This is a genomic window from Erwinia sp. E_sp_B01_1 (genome assembly GCF_036865545.1).
In the GTDB taxonomy this organism is placed as follows: Bacteria; Pseudomonadota; Gammaproteobacteria; order Enterobacterales; family Enterobacteriaceae; genus Erwinia.
Genome location: NZ_CP142208.1, coordinates 2,924,753 through 2,945,656, shown reverse-complemented (window position 1 = coordinate 2,945,656; position 20,904 = coordinate 2,924,753). Strand labels below are relative to the sequence as shown.

At 52.0% G+C, this 20,904-nt stretch carries 22 protein-coding genes and 4 pseudogenes; 13 read left to right on the top strand and 13 right to left on the bottom strand.

The window, feature by feature from the left end:
* Positions 1-306 precede the first annotated feature (306 nt).
* Positions 307-4,932: pseudogene (locus VRC33_RS13970) on the top strand (hemagglutinin repeat-containing protein); the annotation flags it as partial.
* A 3-nt stretch (positions 4,933-4,935) separates the two neighbouring features.
* Positions 4,936-5,391, top strand: coding sequence for a hypothetical protein (locus VRC33_RS13965; protein ID WP_338556797.1), 456 nt, complete (start codon positions 4,936-4,938; stop codon positions 5,389-5,391).
* A 34-nt stretch (positions 5,392-5,425) separates the two neighbouring features.
* On the opposite strand, the gene VRC33_RS13960 is transcribed toward VRC33_RS13965, so the two are convergent.
* Positions 5,426-5,644 (bottom strand): SymE family type I addiction module toxin, encoded by a 219-nt coding sequence (locus VRC33_RS13960; protein ID WP_338577005.1) that lies wholly within the window; start codon positions 5,642-5,644, stop codon positions 5,426-5,428.
* A gap of 176 nt (positions 5,645-5,820) precedes the next feature.
* On the opposite strand from VRC33_RS13960, the pseudogene VRC33_RS13955 reads away from it, so the two are divergent.
* The 4 genes and pseudogenes from VRC33_RS13955 to VRC33_RS13940 form a co-directional block, all read left to right on the top strand.
* Positions 5,821-5,877 (top strand): annotated as a pseudogene (locus VRC33_RS13955) (hypothetical protein); the annotation flags it as partial.
* 12 nt (positions 5,878-5,889) lie between these two features.
* On the top strand, positions 5,890-6,711 hold the full coding sequence (locus tag VRC33_RS13950; protein WP_338556794.1) for a hypothetical protein: 822 nt from the start codon (positions 5,890-5,892) through the stop codon (positions 6,709-6,711).
* 35 nt (positions 6,712-6,746) lie between these two features.
* Positions 6,747-7,502: a VENN motif pre-toxin domain-containing protein gene (locus tag VRC33_RS13945; RefSeq protein WP_338556792.1), complete on the top strand. Its 756-nt coding sequence runs from the start codon at positions 6,747-6,749 to the stop codon at positions 7,500-7,502.
* Positions 7,499-7,765, top strand: coding sequence for a hypothetical protein (locus tag VRC33_RS13940; protein WP_338556790.1), 267 nt, complete (start codon positions 7,499-7,501; stop codon positions 7,763-7,765). The genes VRC33_RS13945 and VRC33_RS13940 overlap by 4 nt, the downstream gene beginning before the upstream one ends.
* 50 nt (positions 7,766-7,815) lie before the next feature.
* Here VRC33_RS13940 and VRC33_RS13935 read toward each other — a convergent pair whose 3' ends face one another.
* Positions 7,816-8,055 carry a SymE family type I addiction module toxin gene (locus tag VRC33_RS13935; RefSeq protein ID WP_338556788.1) on the bottom strand — a complete coding sequence of 80 codons (240 nt, stop codon included), beginning with the start codon at positions 8,053-8,055 and terminating at the stop codon, positions 7,816-7,818.
* A gap of 82 nt (positions 8,056-8,137) precedes the next feature.
* A complete protein-coding gene (locus VRC33_RS13930) occupies positions 8,138-8,563 on the bottom strand; it encodes a helix-turn-helix domain-containing protein (RefSeq protein ID WP_338556786.1) in 426 nt (141 codons plus the stop codon).
* Between the two features lie 117 nt (positions 8,564-8,680).
* Between VRC33_RS13930 and VRC33_RS13925 the strand changes: the two genes are divergently transcribed.
* The 4 genes and pseudogenes from VRC33_RS13925 (at position 8,681) to VRC33_RS13910 (ending at position 10,009) form a co-directional block, all read left to right on the top strand.
* Entirely contained in the window at positions 8,681-9,088 is a 408-nt protein-coding gene (locus VRC33_RS13925; protein ID WP_338556784.1) for a CHC2 zinc finger domain-containing protein, read from the top strand.
* 171 nt (positions 9,089-9,259) lie between these two features.
* Positions 9,260-9,391, top strand: a pseudogene (locus tag VRC33_RS13920) (recombinase XerC); the annotation flags it as partial.
* Between the two features lie 49 nt (positions 9,392-9,440).
* On the top strand, positions 9,441-9,719 hold the full coding sequence (locus VRC33_RS13915) for an antitoxin of toxin-antitoxin stability system (protein WP_338556782.1): 279 nt from the start codon (positions 9,441-9,443) through the stop codon (positions 9,717-9,719).
* Positions 9,716-10,009 (top strand): type II toxin-antitoxin system RelE/ParE family toxin, encoded by a 294-nt coding sequence (locus VRC33_RS13910; protein WP_338556780.1) that lies wholly within the window; start codon positions 9,716-9,718, stop codon positions 10,007-10,009. Before VRC33_RS13915 ends, VRC33_RS13910 begins: the two co-directional genes overlap by 4 nt.
* Before the next feature lie 110 nt (positions 10,010-10,119).
* Here the strand turns inward: VRC33_RS13910 and VRC33_RS13905 are convergent, their stop codons facing one another.
* On the bottom strand, positions 10,120-11,040 hold the full coding sequence (locus VRC33_RS13905; RefSeq protein ID WP_338556778.1) for a pyridoxal-phosphate dependent enzyme: 921 nt from the start codon (positions 11,038-11,040) through the stop codon (positions 10,120-10,122).
* Between the two features lie 67 nt (positions 11,041-11,107).
* Here VRC33_RS13905 and VRC33_RS13900 point away from each other — a divergent pair, with 67 nt between their 5' ends.
* The 3 genes from VRC33_RS13900 to VRC33_RS13890 all read left to right on the top strand — a co-directional run bounded on the left by VRC33_RS13900 (position 11,108) and on the right by VRC33_RS13890 (position 13,647).
* On the top strand, positions 11,108-11,998 hold the full coding sequence (locus VRC33_RS13900; RefSeq protein WP_338556776.1) for a dihydrodipicolinate synthase family protein: 891 nt from the start codon (positions 11,108-11,110) through the stop codon (positions 11,996-11,998).
* Between the two features lie 156 nt (positions 11,999-12,154).
* On the top strand, positions 12,155-13,021 hold the full coding sequence (locus tag VRC33_RS13895) for an alpha/beta hydrolase (protein WP_338556774.1): 867 nt from the start codon (positions 12,155-12,157) through the stop codon (positions 13,019-13,021).
* A 176-nt stretch (positions 13,022-13,197) separates the two neighbouring features.
* Positions 13,198-13,647 (top strand): Exc2 family lipoprotein, encoded by a 450-nt coding sequence (locus VRC33_RS13890; protein ID WP_338556773.1) that lies wholly within the window; start codon positions 13,198-13,200, stop codon positions 13,645-13,647.
* 33 nt (positions 13,648-13,680) lie between these two features.
* Here the strand turns inward: VRC33_RS13890 and VRC33_RS13885 are convergent, their stop codons facing one another.
* From VRC33_RS13885 to VRC33_RS13845, 9 genes and pseudogenes are all read right to left on the bottom strand, one after another.
* A complete protein-coding gene (locus tag VRC33_RS13885) occupies positions 13,681-14,376 on the bottom strand; it encodes a DUF421 domain-containing protein (protein WP_338556771.1) in 696 nt (231 codons plus the stop codon).
* 60 nt (positions 14,377-14,436) lie between these two features.
* Positions 14,437-15,021 (bottom strand): glucokinase, encoded by a 585-nt coding sequence (locus VRC33_RS13880; RefSeq protein ID WP_338556769.1) that lies wholly within the window; start codon positions 15,019-15,021, stop codon positions 14,437-14,439.
* Positions 15,018-15,455 carry a PTS sugar transporter subunit IIA gene (locus VRC33_RS13875; RefSeq protein ID WP_338556767.1) on the bottom strand — a complete coding sequence of 146 codons (438 nt, stop codon included), beginning with the start codon at positions 15,453-15,455 and terminating at the stop codon, positions 15,018-15,020. The genes VRC33_RS13880 and VRC33_RS13875 overlap by 4 nt, the downstream gene beginning before the upstream one ends.
* Before the next feature lie 9 nt (positions 15,456-15,464).
* A complete protein-coding gene (locus VRC33_RS13870) occupies positions 15,465-15,734 on the bottom strand; it encodes a hypothetical protein (RefSeq protein WP_338556766.1) in 270 nt (89 codons plus the stop codon).
* 63 nt (positions 15,735-15,797) lie between these two features.
* On the bottom strand, positions 15,798-16,640 hold the full coding sequence (locus VRC33_RS13865; protein WP_338556764.1) for a class II fructose-bisphosphate aldolase: 843 nt from the start codon (positions 16,638-16,640) through the stop codon (positions 15,798-15,800).
* Positions 16,627-17,993, bottom strand: a pseudogene (locus VRC33_RS13860) (PTS sugar transporter subunit IIC). Before VRC33_RS13860 ends, VRC33_RS13865 begins: the two are co-directional and overlap by 14 nt.
* Positions 17,986-18,300, bottom strand: a complete 315-nt coding sequence (locus VRC33_RS13855) for a PTS sugar transporter subunit IIB (RefSeq protein WP_338556762.1) — start codon at positions 18,298-18,300, stop codon at positions 17,986-17,988. Before VRC33_RS13855 ends, VRC33_RS13860 begins: the two are co-directional and overlap by 8 nt.
* A gap of 10 nt (positions 18,301-18,310) precedes the next feature.
* Positions 18,311-19,291: a 6-phosphofructokinase gene (locus VRC33_RS13850; RefSeq protein ID WP_338556760.1), complete on the bottom strand. Its 981-nt coding sequence runs from the start codon at positions 19,289-19,291 to the stop codon at positions 18,311-18,313.
* A 429-nt stretch (positions 19,292-19,720) separates the two neighbouring features.
* Positions 19,721-20,785: a LacI family DNA-binding transcriptional regulator gene (locus tag VRC33_RS13845; protein WP_338556758.1), complete on the bottom strand. Its 1,065-nt coding sequence runs from the start codon at positions 20,783-20,785 to the stop codon at positions 19,721-19,723.
* Positions 20,786-20,904 lie beyond the last annotated feature (119 nt).

Here is a 20,904-nt window from a genome sequence, read left to right as displayed (position 1 = left end):
TCATCCCTGGCCTCAGCATCAGGGAGTTCATCCCTGGCCTCAGAAAATGAAAGAATTTCGCTTAAAGAAAACGCCATTAATAGTAAGCCCCTGGTAAGAATATAAAGTCAGCATTTGATTTCAGGTTGAGATGTAGCCTGGGGCAAGAAAAATGAGACGCGCTGATAACTTTCCGTAACGTCAGCAGGCATGTCGCTTGCCAGCCATGATATCAAGGCCATCGGCGACGCTAAACTCGGCAACGCAGGCGGCCTGACAGAGATAGCCAGCGGCGGTAAAACGCTACAGTCTTATCAGGCTGCCAACGTCGATGTCAGCGCTTATCCGCTGCCTTCCGGTAATAACGGCTATTTTGTGACCTCGGTGGACAGCAAAAGTCCTTATCTGATCACCCTCAATCCTAAACTCGACGGGCTGGGGCAGCTCGATCAAAACCTCTTCGGCGATCTCAACGCGTTATTGGGTAAAAAACCTGGCAGCGCACCGCAGGAAACCCGGACACAATATACCGACGAGAACGCTTTCCTCGGCTCATCCTATCTGCTGGACCGGCTTAACCTGAAGCCCGATCAGGACTATCGCTTCCTTGGCGATGCCGCCTTTGACACCCGTTATGCCAGCAATGTCGTGTTGAATCAGACCGGCAACCGCTATCTGAACGGCCTCGGTTCTGAACTCGATCAGATGCGCTATCTGATGGACAACGCTGCGGCGGCACAGCAGTCGCTGGGCTTACAGTTTGGCGTATCACTGTCTGCCGATCAGATTGCCTCGCTGGATAAAAGCGTTATCTGGTGGGAAGCCAGCACGGTAAACGGCGAAACGGTGATGGTGCCGGAAATCTATCTCTCGCCAAAAGACGTGAATCTGCAAAACGGCAGCGTGATTGCCGGTAATAACGTCTCGCTAAAAGCGGGCAATATCACCAACAGTGGCAGTACCATAGCCGCGCAAAACGACCTTAAGCTGGACAGCGAAAACCAGCTCAGCAACCTCAGTGCGGGTCTGATACAGGCTGGTGGCAACTTACAATTAAGTGCCCTTGGCGATATCAACAACGTGGGTTCCACTATCAGCGGTAAAACCGTGGCGCTGGAGAGCGTCAACGGCGATATCAATAACCTCACTACCACGCAACAGTGGGCGCTCAACGCCAGCAATAATAAGGGTCAGAACAAATCCTTCACCGAAACTTTAATGGGGCCAACGGCCACTATCGCCGCGCTGGATTCCCTCAGCCTTAAGGCCGGTAACGACATCAACGTCACCGGCGCGAACCTCAGCGCGGGCGGCAACCTGCTGATGGATGCCTGGAATGATATTGCAGTAACCAGCAATCAGGTGGTGACAGGCAACTCCCAGTCGGGCTTCAAAAATGGCTGGCAAAAAATTGATGCCACCAGCAATACCACCACCTCCAACCAGGGCAGTGAAATCAAAGCAGGCGGCAGTGTCGCTGTTCAGGCTGGCCACAACCTGGACGTCACCGCCAGCACCATAAACGCAGGTGGAGATGCCTCGCTTGCAGCAGGTAACGATCTCAATCTGAACAGTGCCGCCACCCAGCAAAATAGCTCGCAGGGCAACCGTGAAACGCATGCGAGGGGAGTGGATCGCACCACGTTAACCAGCGGTGGCGATCTGACCCTGAAAGCCGGCCGCGATCTCAACAGCGATGCGGCAGGTATTGCGGCAGAAGGTGACACAGGTTTGCAGGCAGGCCGCGACGTCAATCTGCTGGCCGCTGAAACCCGCTCAGGCAACAGCGAGCACGGCAAGAAGAAGACCATCATCAACGAAACGGTGCGCCAGCAGGGCACTGAGATTGTCAGCGGTGGCAGTACGACTGTGAATTCCGGACGGGATGTAAACAGTGAAGCAGCGCAGGTTACGGCCAGCGAGGATATCGCGGTTAATGCGGGACGTGATATCACTCTGACGACAGTAACCGACAGCGATTACGCCTATAAAGAAGAGACCAAAACTAAAAAGGGTTTCCTCAGCAAAAAAACGACACACACCATCAAAGAAGACAGTGCCACCCGTGAAAACGGCACGCTGCTGAGCGGCGACAATGTTTCCCTGAACGCGGGCAATAATCTGCTGGTCAAGGGATCGCAGGTAGTGGGCGATGATAAGGTCACGCTGAAGGCCGGCAACAATGTGGATATTGTCGCCGCCACTGATACCGACTCAAGCTGGCGCTTCTCAGAAACGAAGAAAAGCGGGCTGATGGGAACCGGCGGCCTGGGTATCAGTATAGGAAGCAGTAAATCACTGCATGACCTTAAGGAAAAAGGGATCACTCAGAGTCAGAGTGTCAGTACGGTTGGTAGCACCGGTGGCGATGTATCAATTACAGCAGGGAATCAACTTCAGGTTAAGGGCGCTGACCTCATTTCTGGCGGCAGCACGGCGCTGAAGGGTGATAGCGTGATTATCACCCCGGGCCATGATATTCGCACCCGGGATGAAAGATTTGAGCAACTTACCAATGGCCTGATTCTGGCCCTGTCCGGCGCAGTAGCCGAAGCCGTTAACAGCGCAATTTCAGCGGCTCAATCAGCTAAGCAGGAAAGCGATGGCCGTCTTGCGGCTCTGCAGGCAACTAAAGCAGTACTTTCCGGCGTACAGGCCAACCAGGCAAGTCAGGTCGCACAGGCTAACGGGGATCCTAATAATGGTGTCGGGATCAGCATTTCCCTGACCACACAGCAGTCCAAATCCCGGCAACATCAACGTTCAGATACCCTAAACGGCTCGACGATCAACGCCGGGAAAGATCTGAGCATAACAGCCACGGGAACAAACCAGGGGACCAACAGCGGCGATATCCTGATTGCCGGCAGTCAGTTGAAAGCTGGCGGGGATACTTCCCTGCAGGCAGCAAACGACATCATATTAAGTGGCGCAGCCAACACACAAGAAACGACCGGCAAGAACAGCAGCAGTGGCGGCGGTATAGGATTGAGTTTTGGTGTCGGACAGGGCAGTGCAGGCCTGAGTATCTTTGCCAGCGTTAATGGTGCCAAAGGGAAAGAGAACGGTAACGGCACCGTCTGGAGTGAAAACACACTGGACAGCGGCGGCGATGTCTCACTGGTCAGTGGCCGTGATACCACCCTCAGTGGGGCCACGATCAATGGTGATAAGGTCACCGCAGATATCGGGCGGGACCTTACCGTTTCCAGCCTGCAGGACAGCGATAACTACGATTCGAAGCAGACCAGCTTTGGCGCGGGAGGGAGCTTTACCTTTGGCACGATGACCGGTTCTGGCTACGTCAACGTAAGCCAGGACAAAATGCACAGTAATTACGACAGCGTGACTGATCAGAGCGGCATTTATGCCGGTAAAGGTGGTTTCGATATCACGGTAGGTAACCATACTCAGCTCGATGGCGCGGTGATTGCCAGCCAGGCTGATGCCGCTGACAACCGTCTGGATACCGGCACGCTGGGCTTCAGCGATATTCACAACGAGGCCGATTACAAAACTGAGCATACGGGAATTGGCGTCAGCTCGGGTGCCAGTATGGGTGGACAGTTTGCGGGTAATATGGCAAACACGTTGCTGGCAGGAGCAGGCGGGTCAGGTCATGCAGAGGGAACGACCCAGTCAGCGGTGGCAGATGGAACGATAGTCATTCGTGACAGGGCAAATCAGCAACAGGATGTGGGTGACTTAAGCCGTGATACAGAGCATGCTAACGACAGCATCAGCCCGATCTTTAACAAAGAGAAAGAACAAAAACGTCTTCAGACCGCTCAGCTGATTGTAGCGATTGGCAGCCAGGCTGCGGATATCGCGCGGACACAGGGTGAAATAGAGGCGATGAAAGCGGGTAAGGCAGAGCTGGCCGCTAAGGGCGTCAAAGAACCGGGCGCGAATGCTACGAAGGAAGACCGGGCGAAATATAACGACCAGCTGGCAGCTACGGACGGCTACAAAACGGCTCAGCAGAAATGGGGAACGGGCAGCGCGATACAACAGGGTATCCAGGCGGCCACGGCGGCGGTTCAGGGTCTGGCAGGCGGTGATATTGGTGCCGCGCTAGCTGGGGCTTCTGCACCTTACATCGCAGAGGTTATCAAGCAATACGCACCGGATGAAGCCAGCCGGGTGATGGCTCATGCGGCGGTAGCGGGCGTTATTGCCGCCGCTCAGGATAACTCTGCGGCGGCAGGTACGGCGGGCGCGGCCACCACGGCGGACGCCGTAGCCGGTGCGCAGGCAGGCCAGAACGAAATCAGCAATAATATGACCAGTATGGGCATGTTGCAGCAGATGCTGGCGCAGGAAACGCTGAACTCGGCGGCAATGGCCGAAGCGGGTAAAGGTGGCGCCAATGAGCAAGCGGCACTGGCGCTGACGAAGGCCGTGAAGGAAGGACTCGACGCAACCTGCCGGGCAAACCCCAGCTGTGTGATAATGGCGGTGGTTGCGGCTCAGAGCCAGCAACATACGGATGGAGCAGGCAGCAAAACCGAAACCGTACCGGTGAATGACGATTTGACCGGCGGAAAGCTGATTAACCCGGCTCAGGATGAGAGTAAAGAGACTTCACTGACCACACCGGATCAGTCGGGCGATCAGGGCGCAGGTAATACCGGTAATACTGATGGAACACCGGATACAGGCGGTAGCTCAACAGCTACGCCGATCCCAGAACAGAATAAAGATGATCTGGCTTATCTGGCTCTTAAAGGAAAAGAAGCCCAGGAAGCAGCGGGGGAATTAGGTTTTGATCGAAGAATCCCACCACAGAAAGCACCATTTAATTCGCATGGCCAGCCTGTATATTTTGATGGTAAAAATTATATTACTCCCGATGTCGATAGCCATAATGTCACAAATGGTTGGAAGATGTTTGATCGTAAAGGGGAAAGAATGGGTACTTATGATAGCAATTTGAACAGGATTAAGGACTAATATATGTTTGGTATTTTCCCTGAAGACAAGCCGATTGATGTTGATGGTGAAATTGTCTTGCCCGCTTCAATAGTCATTGATGAGTTCAAAGAAGTAATGCACATTCCTTTAACTTACTGGAAGATAAGTGATTATAAGGAAAGTTGGTTACGGTCAATTAAAGAAGGGCTTGAGAATAAAAATCATGCGGCCTTAGCTGTCTCAATGTATGAGCCTGATATGACAAATTTTATATTTGTATGGGTTATATATTTTTATGATCATGACGTTCGCTTACAAAATAAAGTGTTATTCCTTGATGAATACCCGGATTTTGCTATTGATAAAATCAACAATTTTATAGAGCCACACATTACTCATAATGAAGATGGTATGAAAATATCTGAATGGAATACTGATATAAATAGTATTTTAGATTTTCATAATAGCCTGGAAGCTGATATGAATCCCGGCCACTGAGCCGGGATCTTTTACCTGCCGATCCGATCACTTCTCAACCGGCTGCAATCTGCTCCAGCCCTTCGCGGATCAACAGCGCATCGATCAGCGTACAAAGTTCCTGCTGTGCCTTATCGGGCAGGGCTTCGGTGCGGTTCAGCATCTCGCGGCTCAGGGGGATCTGCGGTAGCTTTGGCTTCGCGGTGATCACCAGACAACCGTCCATCACCCTGACTTCAACCGGCGTGTCGGTCTCAAATCCCGCCTCTTCCAGTCAGTTGCCCTTCAGGCTGATGCCGGGGCAGAGGCTGTAATACATGGTTCTGCCGGTGGTGCGTTTTTCGTGACGGATGCTGGTATATCCCATCTTCAGCTGCCGTAACGCTTTGGAAACGCTAACAGTGAAGCAGTGGCAAAAACGTCACGCTTGCAGCAGAGCAAGATCTTAACCTGCAGGCCGCTACCAATAATCAGCAGCAGAGTAGCAACAAGTCGTCTGGCTGGTGCGGTGGGATACATGTGTCAGTTGGCAAAGAGACTGGCATTGGAATTCAGGCCAGCGGCGGTTTCAGCTTTACCTTTGGCACTATGAATGGCTCGTTCGGGTTGAGTCTGAGCAAGAGCAAGGTCAACAGTGAGTACGCCAGTGTTGGCGACCAGGGCGGTCTGTTTGCCGGTGACGGTGGCTATGACATCTTCGTAGGTAATCACACGCAGCTCAATGGCGCGGTGATCGCCTCAACGGCAAATGCAGCCAGTAACGCGCTTTCCACCGGTACGCTTGGCTGGGACAACATTGATAATCATGCTTCCTACAGCGCCAGCAGCACTTCTGTCGGCATCAGCGGCGGCTATGACAGCAGCCTGGGTGCGGGGCATCAGTTCGGCGGCGGCGCGCTTCCGACGATGGTGAACATGCATGACAGCGCGTCCGGCACCACGCAGTCTGCTGTGGCGGACGGTACAATTACGGTGCGCGACGCAACACATCAGACCCAGGAGGTGGCAACGCTCAGTCATGATACGGAAAACGCCAACGGGCACATTGACAAGATTTTCGACAGGGAGAAGGTCGAAAATCAGATGGCGTTTGCCCAGGGCGTGCAGGAACTGGCAGGGAACGTTGTTAATGACGTAAAAGCTTACAGGCTCAGTGCGGTGGAGAAGGAAACCTCAGACCGCCTGCTGAAAGAACACCCTGAATACGCCAGCCTGTCGAAGGATGAGTTCAGCGCGCACGTGCAAAGCGACCCCGGTTATAAAGCGGTGGCTGATTTATGGGGCACGGGCGGTACTTACTCGATGGTCGCCAGTGCCGTGGCTGGGGCACTGGGGGCCTGAGCGCGAATAACCTGGGCGCAGCGGCAGGCGGTGCGATGGCGCCGTATGTCGCCAACGCTATCAAGAAAGCGACGACAACGTACAACGCCGACGGTTCTGAACATATCAACCTGATGGCGAATACCATGGCGCACGCAGTGGCGGGCGCGGTGCTGGCGCAGATATCCGGTAGCAGCGCCGCAGCGGGTGCCGCCGGAGCGGCAGGCGGAGAGCTGGCGGCGCGGGCCATTGTGGCTTCCCTGTACCCCGGCACCAGTGCAAACGACCTGACGGAAGACCAGAAACAGATTGTCAGCGCCCTCAGCCAGATTGCGGCTGGAATGGTGGGGGGAATTACTTCAGATTCTTCAGGGGGAGTTGGGGCCGGATCGACAGCCGGGAAGAATGCGGTTGAGAATAATGCGCTGGGTAAGAAGGATAAACTCCCGATTTACGATATGCGTCCGGGCTTCCTGAAACCGGGAGTTATCGATGCAGATGGTGAGCTGAGCAAGGCTGGCGGCGGTGGTATATACAATCCGACAGGAAGAAGTGGTAATCCAATGAATACCAAAGGTTCTAATTCGCCCGCAGTCATTGGTGATCGAACTTATTCAGCTCACGCTGTTGATCGTATGCAGGGCCGCGTAGTCCCTCCTTCTACAGTAGAAAATACAATTAAATCAGGAACAATCTACCCGACGAATTCTGGTACTACGGGGTATTATGATGCCACTAACAATATTCGGGTGATCATTAACTCTAATACAGGTGATGTTGTGACCGTAATTCCAGGGAAACCGACAAAATGAGTGATCTTGTTTTATACGAGCAGATTAGGGCTGTTTTATTGCATGATTGGGATCCTATTGGTGTAAAAGATATCGCTGAAGCAGATGATGAGTATGATGCATATGTGCAGCCAATCTACGAAATGCTTCGTTCAGGTAAGAAAGCAGAAGATATTTATTATTATCTACACTGGCTGGTAACAGAGCATATGCTCTTAGATGGTGATAGCGATTTGGATCATAAGATCGCTAAAAAACTGGTCTATTTATCAACGCTAAAATAGTAAAAGATCCCAACCCTTGCGGTTGGGATTTTGCTTTATACGTCAGTGGATTAATCCTCAGCCAGCCGGATTATCAGTTGCCCGCGCTCCACCGTCACCTTAACCGGTTGCCCGGTGCAAAACCCCGCCTCTTCCTGCCAGTTGCCCTTGAGGCTGATGCTGGGGCAGCGGCTGTAATACGTGGCCATGCCGGTGGCGCGTTTTTCGTGACGGATGCTGGTATATCCCACCTTCAGCTGCCGTAACGCTTTGGAAATACACACTTCTGGCTTACTATCCTGCCCAGCCATGATCAACTCCTTCTTAGTTGCCTGTGGTCAGCGGGTTGTCGGTGTTGGTAGCACCTTCATCCCGCGCTAAAAACCCTTTCGTTTAACTGCCCATCTCCTGCTGCCGTGCCTGTGCAATCACCGCATCCAGCATCTCCGAAACCATCTTCTGCCGGGCCTTCGGGAGCTGGCTGATAATTTCAATCTGCTGTTCCAGCCGGGATGCCGGGCCGCGCTTGCGCGGGGTGCGATGTGTCTCTTCCCCCAGCAAACCTTCCAGAGAAACCGACAGTAGCTTCGCCACAGCGGGCAGTACGGATATCTGTATCCGTCGTCTGCCTGCTTCCCAGGACTGAATGGCCTGTTGTGAAACATTAAGCGCCAGTGCCATCTGTGCCTGAGTCAGGCCGGATGCCTTGCGGAGTTCATTCATGCGCTTACCCAGCGCAGCCATAAATATCTGTTCTTCACTGGTAACAGGAGCGGCCATCGTCATTTTTACCGTAGTTGTCCGTGACTTAATGACCATAATCTACCTCCTGTTTTACATCTCTCTGTTGTAAATACTACTTACTGTAGTATATATTTGTCGAGTTGTTTTACTGAAACTCAGTGGGCTGGTTTTACCGGTGACAGGAGTTGTGACATGGCCCGCATTCCACAGAGAGAACTGGACGACCTGAAACGCAGCGTCCACCCTGGCACACTGGCTGAATCGCAGGGGTATCAGCTGCGACAGCAGGGCCGTGACGTTGTGCTGCTGTGTCCGTTCCATCAGGAGAAAACGCCGTCCGGTGTGATCTCACCGGAAAAGAACCTGTCCCACTTCTTCGGCTGCATGGCGAAAGGATCGGTGGTTGACTGGATGATGAAAACGGAAGGCTTCTCCCTGCCCAAAGCGGTGCTGCGGCTGCGTGAGCTCACCGGTTATGCCTCTTCTTCAGCCGTAGCTGTTCCCTCTTTGCCGTCTGCCCGACAGACGCTGACCGATCTGGATGATGTCCGTGACGTGATGACCATTATCTACCTCCTGCTTTACATCTCTCTGTTCTAAACTCCACTTACTGTAGTGCATTTTGCTTAGTTATTTTTACTGAAACCCTATTGACAGGTTTTATCGGTGACAGGAGTTGTGACATGGCCCGCATTCCACAGAGAGAACTGGACGACCTGAAATGCAGCGTCCACTTTGCAGGTGAACCCGGAAAGTAAGGCGCTGTTCCTGGCAATGCTGGGTCATCGGAGCGTGGAGAGCACGCAAATCTATACGCAGGTAAGCATCCAGGCGTTGCAGGCGGTTCATACCAGGACGCACCCGACGGAGCAGAAAGAAGAAAAGCAGGAGGCAGAAAAGTAATGAAAACGTATATACTCTGTCATTACCTGAACGACACGAGGAAAAGAGTATGCCGAAAGAAGCGGTGTTTACGATGAAGCTGGAAAGTGCCCTGCGAGAGGGGTTCATCGCCGCAGCAAAAGCCGCGCACCGTCCGGCATCACAGGTGCTGCGTGAGCTGATGCGCGAGTACATCCGGCGTGAGGAAGAAAAGCAGGCTTACGATACGTACCTGGCGCAGAAGGTGGAAAAAGGGCGTCAGGACATACGGGCAGGAAAGAGCCTGAGCAACGATGAGGTTGAAGCGCAGTTCGCCGCACGCCGTGCAAAACTGGCAGGTAAGACGTGAACGTGCGCTGGGCGCAGGAAGCGCTCGCTGACCGTAATGCAATATGGGATTACCTGGCAGAAAGAAACCCGATGGCAGCGATGGCGATGGACGAACGGTTCAGCGAAGCCGCAGCCCTGCTGGGAGAGCATCCGCAGATGGGCGTGGAGGGAAAAATAGCCGGAACGCGTGAGCTGATACCGCACGAGCACTACCGGCTGGTCTATGAAACCGATGAAGAACACGACACGGTATGGATAGTGACGCTGAACCATACGGCCCGGCTGTGGCCCCCGCTGACTGAGACGTAAGCTGGATGCAGCAGCGTAGCCGCCGGACAGCCCGCAGATATGTCTGAGTGATCATGCCCGGGTATTCTCAGGCTGAAGTCACTAATATGCCCAATATTACCGGCACGCGTTTATATGCTGGTGACGCTGAAATCCATCAGGGTTTCCAGGGTAACTGAAGCCCCGCCACACACTATTACCAGGACATTATCCTCAGGTTTGAACCGGACTTTGCGGTCATATAACAGTGACAACGACACACCACATGCGGGCTCGGTAAGTATACGGTGATCGTCCAGGAACGCCCGACAGGCATTTATGGCCTCCAAATCAGAAACCACCATACTGTTAACATTCAGACGGCTGGCAACCTCAAAGGCGTTTTTGCAAACCTGACTGGCAGCCAGAGTGGTGGCGATACCACTGACTTTATCCAGGCGCACCAGTTTACCGGCAGTAATGGAGGCATTGAATGATGCAGTGCCATGAGTTTCTACGGCATAGACCGGAATATGGCTGAGCTGATGTTTCTCCAGCCCCTGAATTATGCCAGACACCAGACTGCCACCACCCACTGACAGGATCACTGCATCAGGAATCAGCTCTTCACTGATCACTTCATCTATTATCGTACTAATCCCTTCCCACAGCAGCGGATTGTCAAAGGGATGAATGTAGACGATTTTATCAGTCGCCAGGGACAGCGCATACTCGTTGGCGTCGCTCCATACCTTTCCATGAACTATCAGTTCTGCACCTTCCTGTTCGATAAGTTGCCTGGCCCTGACAGAAGTAGTTTCCGGCACAACAACCGTTACCGGCAGGCCAAGCTTTCTACCGCTATGAGCAACAGCAATGCCCGCATTTCCTCCCGAAGAGCTGATAAAACCACCTGCCCCTTTACTGGCGTAGAAACTACAGATGTGGCCTGCGCTACGGAGCTTGAAAGATCCGGTTGGCTGGGCTGATTCCATTTTTAGCCAGACATTAGTACTGGAACATTTGCTTAACGGAATTGAATAGATAAGGGGAGTTTTAATGCTAATTTGCATTCAAGGACTTCCTTTTCTGAAGAGTAGTATTGGCAAAAGCATCATCCCATGAAATTAAGGAAATACTATGTTTAAAGGTTTGTGTGCTTTCCCGCTGACCCCGATGGATGAATCCGGGACGGATGATCGAGCTTATCTGCAACTGATCACTCGTCTGGTAAGCGCAAATGTAGACTCGATATGTGTTCTGGGCTCTACAGGCAATTATGCTTATTTGCCCCGAGAAGAGCGTGCAAGGTTGATTAGGCTTGCTACTGAAGTTACAGGATCCGTACCTGTGATGACCAGTATTGGCGCACTGCGCACCCGTGACGTGCTGTACGCTGCAGAAGATGCTCAAAACGCTGGTGCTAAGGCTCTGCTTCTTGCGCCAGTCTCTTACCAAAAACTCACGGACGAGGAAGTTTTCTCGCTTTATCAAACCGTAGCACAGTCCGTATCCGTGCCTTTGTGCGTTTATGAAAATCCGGGGACCACGCATTTCAATTTTAGCGATGAGCTACTCATCAGGCTTGCTCAGTTGCCTGCCACAGGCTCCATCAAACTTTCGGGCGGCTATCCGGACAAAGAAAGCTATCTGAAGCGCATCAGAAAGTTAAGGGCAGCACTTCCGGAGCGTGTATCTCTGGGTATCAGTGGCGATGCTTTTGCAGCTCCAGCAATCAATGCCGGGTGCGATACCTGGTTTTCAGTTACAGGGGGCCTTTTCCCGCAGGCAGCCATGAACATTACACATAAAGCTTTGAATGGGATGAGCGATGAAGGTGCCAGTTATTCGCTGGCACTTGAGCCTCTCTGGGATTTATTCCGGCAATATGGCAGCCTGCGGGTTATGGCTGCTGCCGCTGCCACCCTTGGCCTGGCAGCAGAGACCTGCCTTCCTCTTCCTCTCACCATGCCGGATGGCGAAGCCCGTAATAAAATCCGCCAGGTTCTGCATCGTCTGAAGCTGGTTTGATTTCATTGCAGCAGTCATTTGTATAAGCCTGATAAAAAGGGATTATAAATTCACAGGCAAAAGCAGCAATGAAGGGAGGGCAGGGTCTTACCGCTCTGAGGACGAATTCATCAAACCAGGCTATATTTCAGGCTTGCGACAGGGCGGGGGGAAAACATGTTTGAAGGATTTTTACAGCGAAAAATCACACTTTCAGATGCCGTTTTGAATGTCCGTTATGGCGGTAATGGCCCGCCGGTACTGCTGCTGCATGGACATCCCCGGACACATGCAACCTGGTCAAAAGTTGCCCCCATTCTTGCTAAAGAATTCACCGTCGTTTGCCCCGATCTTCGGGGTTTTGGTCAGTCCTCTAAGCCAGAAGACCTGCCAGATCACGCCAATTCCTCCAAGCGGGCCAAGGCTAAAGATTGCACAGAACTCATGAGTTTTTTGGGATTTGAACGCTTTGCCATTGTTGGTCATGACCGGGGAAGTTATACGGCTTACCGCGCAGCTCTGGATTATCCTGAAAGGATCACGCGGCTGGCCGTGCTTGATTGTGTTCCAATTCTTGAAGCGCTTGAACGCTGCAATGAGCGATTCGCACGGCAGTGGTATCACTGGTTTTTCTTCGCACAGCCAGAAAAACCGGAACGGGCTATTCTGGCCGATCCTGATGCCTGGTATGGAGGGCAGCCCGCTACAATGGGAAACGAGGAGTATGAGGATTTTCGGCGTGCTATCCACGATCCTGAAACGGTTCATACCATGCTGGAAGACTATCGTGCGGGGCTATGTACAGACCGTCTTCATGAAGAAGAAGATCGCAGGAATAACCGAAAAATAGCCTGCCCTGTACTCTGTTTATGGTCTGAACAGGATGATTTAGGGGAGTTGTATGCTGATATTCCCGCTATCTGGAAAAACTGGGCAGATGATGTACGCAGTGGCACCATAAATAGCGGCCATCACATGGCAGAAGAAGCGCCAGATGAGCTTGCTGCTAAATTGAGGCAGTTCCTTACAGATTCTGTCTTCTGACCGGTGAGTATTATATAAAGCATTATAAAGAAGTGGATGCACTGATGCTGAATGCACTTTAAAATAACGCTCATATTCATAGCAAAAATCCACTGAAGTCTTATTTTAAGGGTATTTACTAAGGTCCGGACACGGGAGTATAGTCTGGCGAAATTATTTTATAGGGACATAAACACATGTATTTAAAAATTAATCCTGCCACGATTTTGGCAGCAGCTTTACTTCTGACGGCGTGTGCCGGTCCGCAAACCAGCGTAGCCGTTAATGCGCGGCATGTATCTTCTCAAATCGACAAGCTCCATTTTGATCCCAATACCCGCCCTCTGACCGCAGACAATATCAGGCTGACAGCGAAGTTTCTAAGCCAGTTCTACGAACTGGGGAAAAAGGATCGCGAAGCCGGGCTGACCCTGGAACAGGCGCAACAGCGGGTCCGGGAATTCGGCGGAGAGCCGCAAGCTAATGACCAGCCGGGCAGTTCGCATCAGGGGCCTTTCAATTCCGATGCGCAAAAAAGTACGTTTATTACCCAACAATACAGTGCTGAGCAACCGGAAAAAAGGACCCTGATTCTGCGGAATGGCGCTACTGCAGTTTACTGGGATGGATATAACGGACGTCCCTGAACCTCTGCGCAGCTGAAAAGCTATAACAACGCTTCAACCAGCAGCCCGGTGCGTCCGCAATGCAACAGACCACAACTCTTTTTTGCATCGCGGGCAGCAGGGGTCCTGCTCATGATCGAAATGCAGCGTTAATCCGCAGTGCGTACAGGCGTATAAGCCCGCTCCGGGAATATGGCGAAAAACTTCGCGGTGCGCCGGTGGCAAAATAGAGAGGCCGGGCTTAACGTCTTCGCGGTCATAGAAATAGAGGCTTATCTGACCATCAATTTCAAGAATGGCTAACCGGACCTGCCCGATATGCTCAACGCCATTTTGTCGAAGCTCCATAAAGAACTCATTCTCGGAAATGTTATGTCTGTCGAGGCTTTCGATTTCATAGACGCCATTTTTAATCAGCGTCACCACATCGCCTTCAATTAACCTTGAAAAGCGGGGACTGCGTGACGTTAGCCAGGTGGTCAGGCGGTAAAGCGCTAACAGGACAATAAAGACCATCGCCACCGGCAGAACCGGCACATCCTCATAGAAGGTTACGTCGCCAGAGGCTGAACCCAAAGTCAGTATGATCACCAGTTCAAACAGGGAGAGCTGACGTATGCCGCGCCGTCCGGATATCTTTAAAAAACTGAACACAATCACATAGGCGATAAGCACCCTGACGGCGACTTCGCCCAGGAAGGAGACCGGAAGGTCATTAAGAAAAAATCGTTGCCAGTCAAATGTAGACATAGGAAATAAGGTCGCCTCAGTAGTTGAGGCGGTACTTTACACCGACCGGCCCCAGGCGAGCTACAGAAGACTTTGCTCTCCTTGTTCAGCCAATACCGGCAAACGCAATTGCCGCTGAAGCCAGGCGTTTGCGGCAGTAACATTCGGGTCACAGGCATCCAGTTGCAGCACCGGACCGATCGCCATCGGCTGTGCGGTTTCAGCCAGCTTGCGTAATTCCGGCAGATATTCCGCGCCGGGATGGCCCGGCAGACGTTGCGACAACCGCGACTGATAGCGCGCTACCGCTTCATCCGGAGTAATGGAGAGCCACAACTCCAGCACCTGCGTCACTCCCGCCTGCTGTAATCCCTGTTGCAAAACCTCCTTCGGCTGGAAACCAAACCAGGCATCAATGATATAGACACAGCGCGTTGGTGCCTGAGCCACCACCTTCCAGATGGCCTGATAGGCTGCGCACCCCAACTGGCGATTGCGCAGACGATCCACCGGCGCGAAGCTGGCCATAAACGGCTCCTTCAGGCTATCCAGCGTTAACACCGGGAAGCCAGACTGCTCAGCCACTGCGCGCGTGAGCGTGCTTTTACCGGAAGCGGGGATGCCGTTGACCAGCACCACGCATTTTTCTTCAGGATTAAGGGTCATAGGATTGCTAATACCTCCGCAGCACTGCTGGCCTTGCGCAGGCGGACCAGCGTCTCCTCATCCTCCAGAAGTGTCACAATTGCGCGGATGCCTTCTTCTATATGCGCATTGCTGTCGCGAGCGCCAAACATAATCACAATGTCGGCTTTGTCACTGCCGTCAAAGGATATTGGCTCATCCAGCAGCACCATGCTAAAGCAATCTTTCAACACGCCCGCTTCCGGGCGGGCGTGCGGAATGGCAATCCCTTCTTCAAACACATAGTAGGCACCGTGCGTCAGCGTGTTAGCGATAACGGCTTCCGGATAGGAAGGGTTGATGTAACCCCCGCTCACCAACGGAAGGGCAGCCAGAGCGATCACTTCACGCCAGTCCCCGGCTGTAATTCCCACCTGAATCGCATTCGCCTCCTGCAGGAGTTTTTTAATACTCATACTGCCTCCTTAAATCGATTTGCGGATGGTATTACGCAGTTCATCAATTTTGACAAACAGCGGGTCAATTTCCTGACGGAAGCGACGGCTTTTAGCAAAGATATTTAATGCGCGGTTATATTCCAGCATTAATTGTTTTTGCGTATTAACCGCCTGCGGATTGGAAGCGAGCTGCTGCTCCAGCTCGCTTATTTTTCCGCTGATCGTTTCTGCCTGAAGATCTGTTTCCTGCGAATCCTGGCTCTTATTCTCCGAGCCCTTTTTAAAGAATCCAAACATAGCGTCTCCTGCCCCGAATGGCGCGAGGGCTCTTCAGGTTATTACGTCATAAGTGATAAAGAGTTAGCGGAACAGTTGAATCTTTTCGACCAGCACACTGGTGACGGCATCATTGGCCGGTACAAGGAAGTTGCGCACGCTGTCATTCACTTTGCCTTTCTCAAAGGTCTGCTTACAGTTTGCCACCCATTGCACGTTCATTTCAGTGCCGACGTTCACCTTTTCGATCCCGCTGCGCACGGCCAGGCGCATATCTTCATCGCTGACACCGGTTCCGCCATGCAACACCAGCGGCGTTTTGGTGGCGTCGGTAATATCCGCCAGACGCTGATGCTGAATGATGGCTTTACCCGTATACAAGCCGTGTACCGTGCCGATAGAGATTGCCAGCATATCCACGCCTGTCTCCTGGACGAAGCGTTTCGCATCGTCCACGGTGGTAAAGGCCGCTTCGCTCATTTCCACTTCTTTGCCATCTTCTGAGCCGCCAATCGCGCCCAGTTCAGCTTCCACAGAGACGTGCAGCGGACGCGCCATATCAATCACCCGGCGGGTATTAGCAATATTTTCTTCAATCGGTAAGTGCGAGCCGTCATACATAATCGAGCTGAACCCGGCATCCAGTGCAGTCTGAATCGCCGCCAGATCTGAACAGTGATCCAGATGTAAACAAGTTGGCACATTACGGCTCTCTGAGAGTGAGCAAATAGCATCGACTAATAATTTATGGCCGAGATATTTTGCCGTGCCGGTGGAGATCTGAATCATTAACGGACTATTGGTTTTCTCCGCTGCGGTGAAAAATGCGGGTAACATTTCCAGGCAATGTAAATTAAAGGAACCGAGAGCTTTAAATTCACGTTCTTTAGCCACCTGTAACAGATCGGTAAAGTTATAAAGTTTCATGGAGTTTTTCCTCATGGGGTTTAGTGGATTTTCCGTTAACAAACCAGGCGAGCAGGGTGATAAAGGCAATAAACAGGGCAACGAACAGCCAGTTATTCTGGAAGGCATGGCCCAGTACCAGGCCGGTACTGATCACGTCGGAATCACTGAATGTCACGCCGGTGAAGCCGTAGCTCTCCAGCATCGGTACCAGAATGGCCGGCAGGAAAGTGATAAACAGCCCGTGAACGAAGCCGCCAATCACCGCACCGCGACGGCCACCAAGCGCATTACCGAACACGCCAGCTGTGCCGCCCGCAAAGAAGTTGGTCAGCAGACCCGGCAGGATCATCGCCAGACCAAACATCGGGAAGACCAGCATGCCGACAACAGAGCCGAGCGTGGTGGCAAGGAAGCCGACGATCACGGCGTTGGGTGCGTAAGGGAACATGATCGGGCAGTCGAGAGCCGGTTTAGCATCCGGGACCAGACGCATGGCGATACCCCGGAAGGCAGGCACCAGTTCGTTAAGCAGCAGACGCACGCCGCTATAAAGCACAAAGACACCGGCGACGAACTGAACCGACTGCATAAAGGCATACATCAGGTAGTTCATGCCATTGCTGTACTGGGCGATAAACTGCGGGCCGGCGGCAACTGCCGGGATCAGGTACATCGGCACCATAACCACCGCCATTGACAGGTAGGTGTCCTGCAGGAACTTGAAGTTGTCCGGCAGTTTCAGATCTTCGGTAGAGCGGGAACCTTTGCCGACCACTTTCGCCACTGCCGCCGTCAGCAGATAGCCAATGGTGCAGAAGTGGCCCAGCGCGACGTCGTCAGAATCTGTGATACGGCGCACCACGGGCTGCGCCAGCGCGGGCATCACTACCGCCATGATGCCGCCAAAGATGCCGCCGGTAAGGATCAGAGGTAAGCCTGTCAGCCCCGCTTTGTAGCCAATCACCGCACCAATGGTCGCCATCCATAACAGCGCCTGACCGGTGAGGAAGATGTATTTAAACGGTGTCAGACGCGCGATGATGATGTTGACGATAAAGATCACCAACAGGGTCAACGCCACTTCTGAACCCAGCTCGCGGTTCGCTAACCCGGCAATGGCGGCCACATCGGTGATGTATCCTTTCATGCCAAAGCCGTGGGTAAAAATGGTGTTAAGGAAGGTGAGGGCGCCAACGATGATGTTGATGCCGGCCATCATAATCAAGAAGCCCAGCAGGGTCTTAAAGGTGCCTTCCACCACCTTTCCTGTGGATTTTTTTGCAGCAGCAGACCAATCAGGGCAATAAAGGCGATCAGGATAGAGGCCTGTCCTAATAAGTCTTTTACCAGGAAGTTGAAAACACTATTCATGATGAGCAACCTTCATGTTTCGTTCTTTCATAAACGCCACGATTTTCTCTTCAATTTCGGCCTTATCGGTCAGCCTGTTGAGAATAATCACCCTTTTAATCTGTTCCGGGCTGGCATCCGCATTTAATACATCCGCAAAGGATTTTTGCGTTAAAATCATGTCTGACTTAAAGGCGTTGGCTTCAGAAATTGTGGTGTGATCGATATCTGCTTCGATTTCCAGCTTCTTTAATACTGATTTAGCCGTCATTTCAATTGCGAAGCTTGAACCCAGACCACATCCACAGACACATAATATTTTCAGCATGGTTATTTCCTCACAGAATATGCAATTGTTTAGCGAGTTTGTAATGGTGCCCTTCGGTATCAACCAGGCGTTTTTTCATGCTTATTAAATCAATCGGGATCGGTTTATTGCTGCCATTAATAATAATGGCTTTATTACGCATGCCCGATTGAATACAACGTGCAACTTCACTGGCCATAATGGTGCCCTGATAAATTTCTTCACAGGTGGGTTCACCATTACGCAGGCCATAACCCATAATCGTTTTACGAATACGCACGCCGATTAAAGGTTCAATTTGTTTAATCAGGGTGTCAATTGCGCCCTGGAAGCCCGGTGAATATTCACGGGTGTAACCTTCTGAACACAGGATCACCACGCTGTTCTGTTCAGCCAGACGCTGTGTGATACGCGCCGCCAGCTCCTGCGGGGCTATCTGGCACTCCGGTATCAGGGCGAAATCAGCATTGGATTTAATCGCCGATTGCAGCGTCAGCTCACCACAATACCCACCGAGTAATTCCACCATAAAAACCCGGCCCGTTAATGCGCGTCCGGTATTTCTTATTTTCGCCACTTCTTTCAGAACTTGTTCGCAGGCGGTAGAAAACCCGATGGTATAATCACTGCCGTAAACATCGTTATCTATCGTCATGCCGACGCCAAAACAATTCACGCCAAATTCGCTGAGCGTATGTAAAAATTGCAGTGAACCGTCGCCGCCCGCCATGATCAAGACATCAATGCGCAGCGCTTTTAGATTTTTGACAATAACTTCATATTCCGGGCGGATTAATTTTCTCGTTGTCCTTCCGGATTGCATGATCGGAATAGAGGCAACGGCATAATCCACCAGGTCGCGCTGTGCTATCTCCTGATGATTATTTTCCATTAAACCCGGAATGCCCCCGTTAAACAGAATCATGGTGGATTGCGTTAAACGCGAAACCTGATAAATGAAATTATTAATGCCGGTAACATCACCACCGCTAATTGCTATTCCAATTCTCATTGTGACAACCCTTTAAGCTGTGCGTCTGACTACCATTCTTCCGGCGATGGGATTTTTGAGTTGCAACGGATGTCACACTTTTATGACGAATTTAATGAGCAGGATCGTTGACAAGGGGGGCGGCAGGGTTATTTATGTGAAGTGAATCACATTAGATGATCAAGGAATTTACAGGGATTATTATTAAATTCATGGGGTTATATTTAATTTTCACCCAGAATGCATTCTGCAATTGTCTCCTGTTCAGCACCTGACTTCTTTAGCTCTATTTTGTGATTCCCCGCGCATTTTTATCGGTACGCCACGGGTTCCCGCAAAAAATAAAGGGGTAATTTTATAAACGGTTATTTTACCGGCAGGGCCAGAGAATAATTAACTCCAGGTTTTCCTGTGCCAGCTAATTGGGTAGTCCGCCCGCTCGGAAGCGTTTTATAACTGCTGTACCAGCGTTTTTAATTGCGTTATCAGCAGTTCCCGCCCGGGGGTTTCACTGAACTTTGCCGTGGACTGGCGAATTTTCAATTGCGTGGGTAAGAGTTCCAGCAGCGGTTTTTCAGGTCGTTCCGTCATCTCAATCAGGGCTGATACCGCCTGCCTGCCCAACAGATCAAAATCCTGGGCCACGGTGGTCAGCGCGGGCTGAAAATACTGGCTGTCTGGCGTGTCGTCATAACCAATCACCGAGACTGTCTCCGGTACCTTTCTGTTGAGCTGATTCAGAGCGCTCAGTACGCCTAACGCCATTTGATCGTTGGCTACCAGCACCGCACTGATTTCAGGATTGGCACGGAACAGCTCAAGGGTTTTTTCCCAACCCTGATGCGCACTCCAGTCACCATGTGCAACAGGGACATGGGTGATGTTGAAATGCAGCAGGGCCTCACGCCAGCTCTGTAATCTCAGCCGTGCTGAAATAGCGTTCTCAGGCCCGGCGAGCAAAGCAAAATGACGGTGGCCCAGCGCAAATAAGTGCGAAACGCTTAACCGGGTGCCATCGCGATGATCAAAGCCCAGATGAGAGACGCGGCTTTCTGGTGGTACATCAAGAAACAGGCAGTGAATATCCGCATTATCCGCCACCAGTTGCTCCGCAACCTCTGCCTCCACTGGCATACTCACGATCACGCTGCCCACGCGTTGCGCACGAAACTCGTTGAGTGCCGCCTGCAGGGTGTCTTTATCTGACGCCTGCAGCATGGCGATAGTGACCTGAAACCCTACCGCTGCGGCATGGCTTTTCACCGCAGAGGCAATCTGCGAAGGCGCATGAAACTGGAGCGAAGCGGTGATCAGGCCCAGCGCAGGCAGCATTTTACCGGCCAGCAACTGCGCTGAACGGTTGGGCACGTAATTCAGCCCGTTCATCGCTTTCATCACTTTGGTTCTTGTGCGCGGGGAAACCCTGTCCGGCGTATTGAGCACCCTCGAAACGGTTTGCTGCGAGACGTTCGCTTCTTTCGCCACATCCCCTAACGTTGCCAGTCGCTGTTTCATATCCGATCCTGAATTATTTTTGTTTAACGCTAACATTCTGTGTCGTGGGCGCGACAAACACAACCGTTGTGATTTTAATTCTGTGATTAAGAGCATGTTATCAGCATCGCCACATTGCT

Coding starts and splice junctions, on each gene's coding strand:
- VRC33_RS13945 (WP_338556792.1), top strand. CDS start 6,747: ATGGCGCCGTATGTCGCCAACGCTATCAAGAAAGCGACGACAACGTAC.
- VRC33_RS13915 (WP_338556782.1), top strand. CDS start 9,441: ATGCCGAAAGAAGCGGTGTTTACGATGAAGCTGGAAAGTGCCCTGCGA.
- VRC33_RS13930 (WP_338556786.1), bottom strand. CDS start 8,563: ATGGTCATTAAGTCACGGACAACTACGGTAAAAATGACGATGGCCGCT.
- VRC33_RS13880 (WP_338556769.1), bottom strand. CDS start 15,021: ATGACCCTTAATCCTGAAGAAAAATGCGTGGTGCTGGTCAACGGCATC.
- VRC33_RS13850 (WP_338556760.1), bottom strand. CDS start 19,291: ATGAGAATTGGAATAGCAATTAGCGGTGGTGATGTTACCGGCATTAAT.
- VRC33_RS13935 (WP_338556788.1), bottom strand. CDS start 8,055: ATGGCTGGGCAGGATAGTAAGCCAGAAGTGTGTATTTCCAAAGCGTTA.
- VRC33_RS13965 (WP_338556797.1), top strand. CDS start 4,936: ATGTTTGGTATTTTCCCTGAAGACAAGCCGATTGATGTTGATGGTGAA.
- VRC33_RS13875 (WP_338556767.1), bottom strand. CDS start 15,455: ATGAGTATTAAAAAACTCCTGCAGGAGGCGAATGCGATTCAGGTGGGA.
- VRC33_RS13940 (WP_338556790.1), top strand. CDS start 7,499: ATGAGTGATCTTGTTTTATACGAGCAGATTAGGGCTGTTTTATTGCAT.
- VRC33_RS13870 (WP_338556766.1), bottom strand. CDS start 15,734: ATGTTTGGATTCTTTAAAAAGGGCTCGGAGAATAAGAGCCAGGATTCG.
- VRC33_RS13905 (WP_338556778.1), bottom strand. CDS start 11,040: ATGCAAATTAGCATTAAAACTCCCCTTATCTATTCAATTCCGTTAAGC.
- VRC33_RS13885 (WP_338556771.1), bottom strand. CDS start 14,376: ATGTCTACATTTGACTGGCAACGATTTTTTCTTAATGACCTTCCGGTC.
- VRC33_RS13900 (WP_338556776.1), top strand. CDS start 11,108: ATGTTTAAAGGTTTGTGTGCTTTCCCGCTGACCCCGATGGATGAATCC.
- VRC33_RS13890 (WP_338556773.1), top strand. CDS start 13,198: ATGTATTTAAAAATTAATCCTGCCACGATTTTGGCAGCAGCTTTACTT.
- VRC33_RS13865 (WP_338556764.1), bottom strand. CDS start 16,640: ATGAAACTTTATAACTTTACCGATCTGTTACAGGTGGCTAAAGAACGT.
- VRC33_RS13925 (WP_338556784.1), top strand. CDS start 8,681: ATGGCCCGCATTCCACAGAGAGAACTGGACGACCTGAAACGCAGCGTC.
- VRC33_RS13845 (WP_338556758.1), bottom strand. CDS start 20,785: ATGAAACAGCGACTGGCAACGTTAGGGGATGTGGCGAAAGAAGCGAAC.
- VRC33_RS13855 (WP_338556762.1), bottom strand. CDS start 18,300: ATGCTGAAAATATTATGTGTCTGTGGATGTGGTCTGGGTTCAAGCTTC.
- VRC33_RS13895 (WP_338556774.1), top strand. CDS start 12,155: ATGTTTGAAGGATTTTTACAGCGAAAAATCACACTTTCAGATGCCGTT.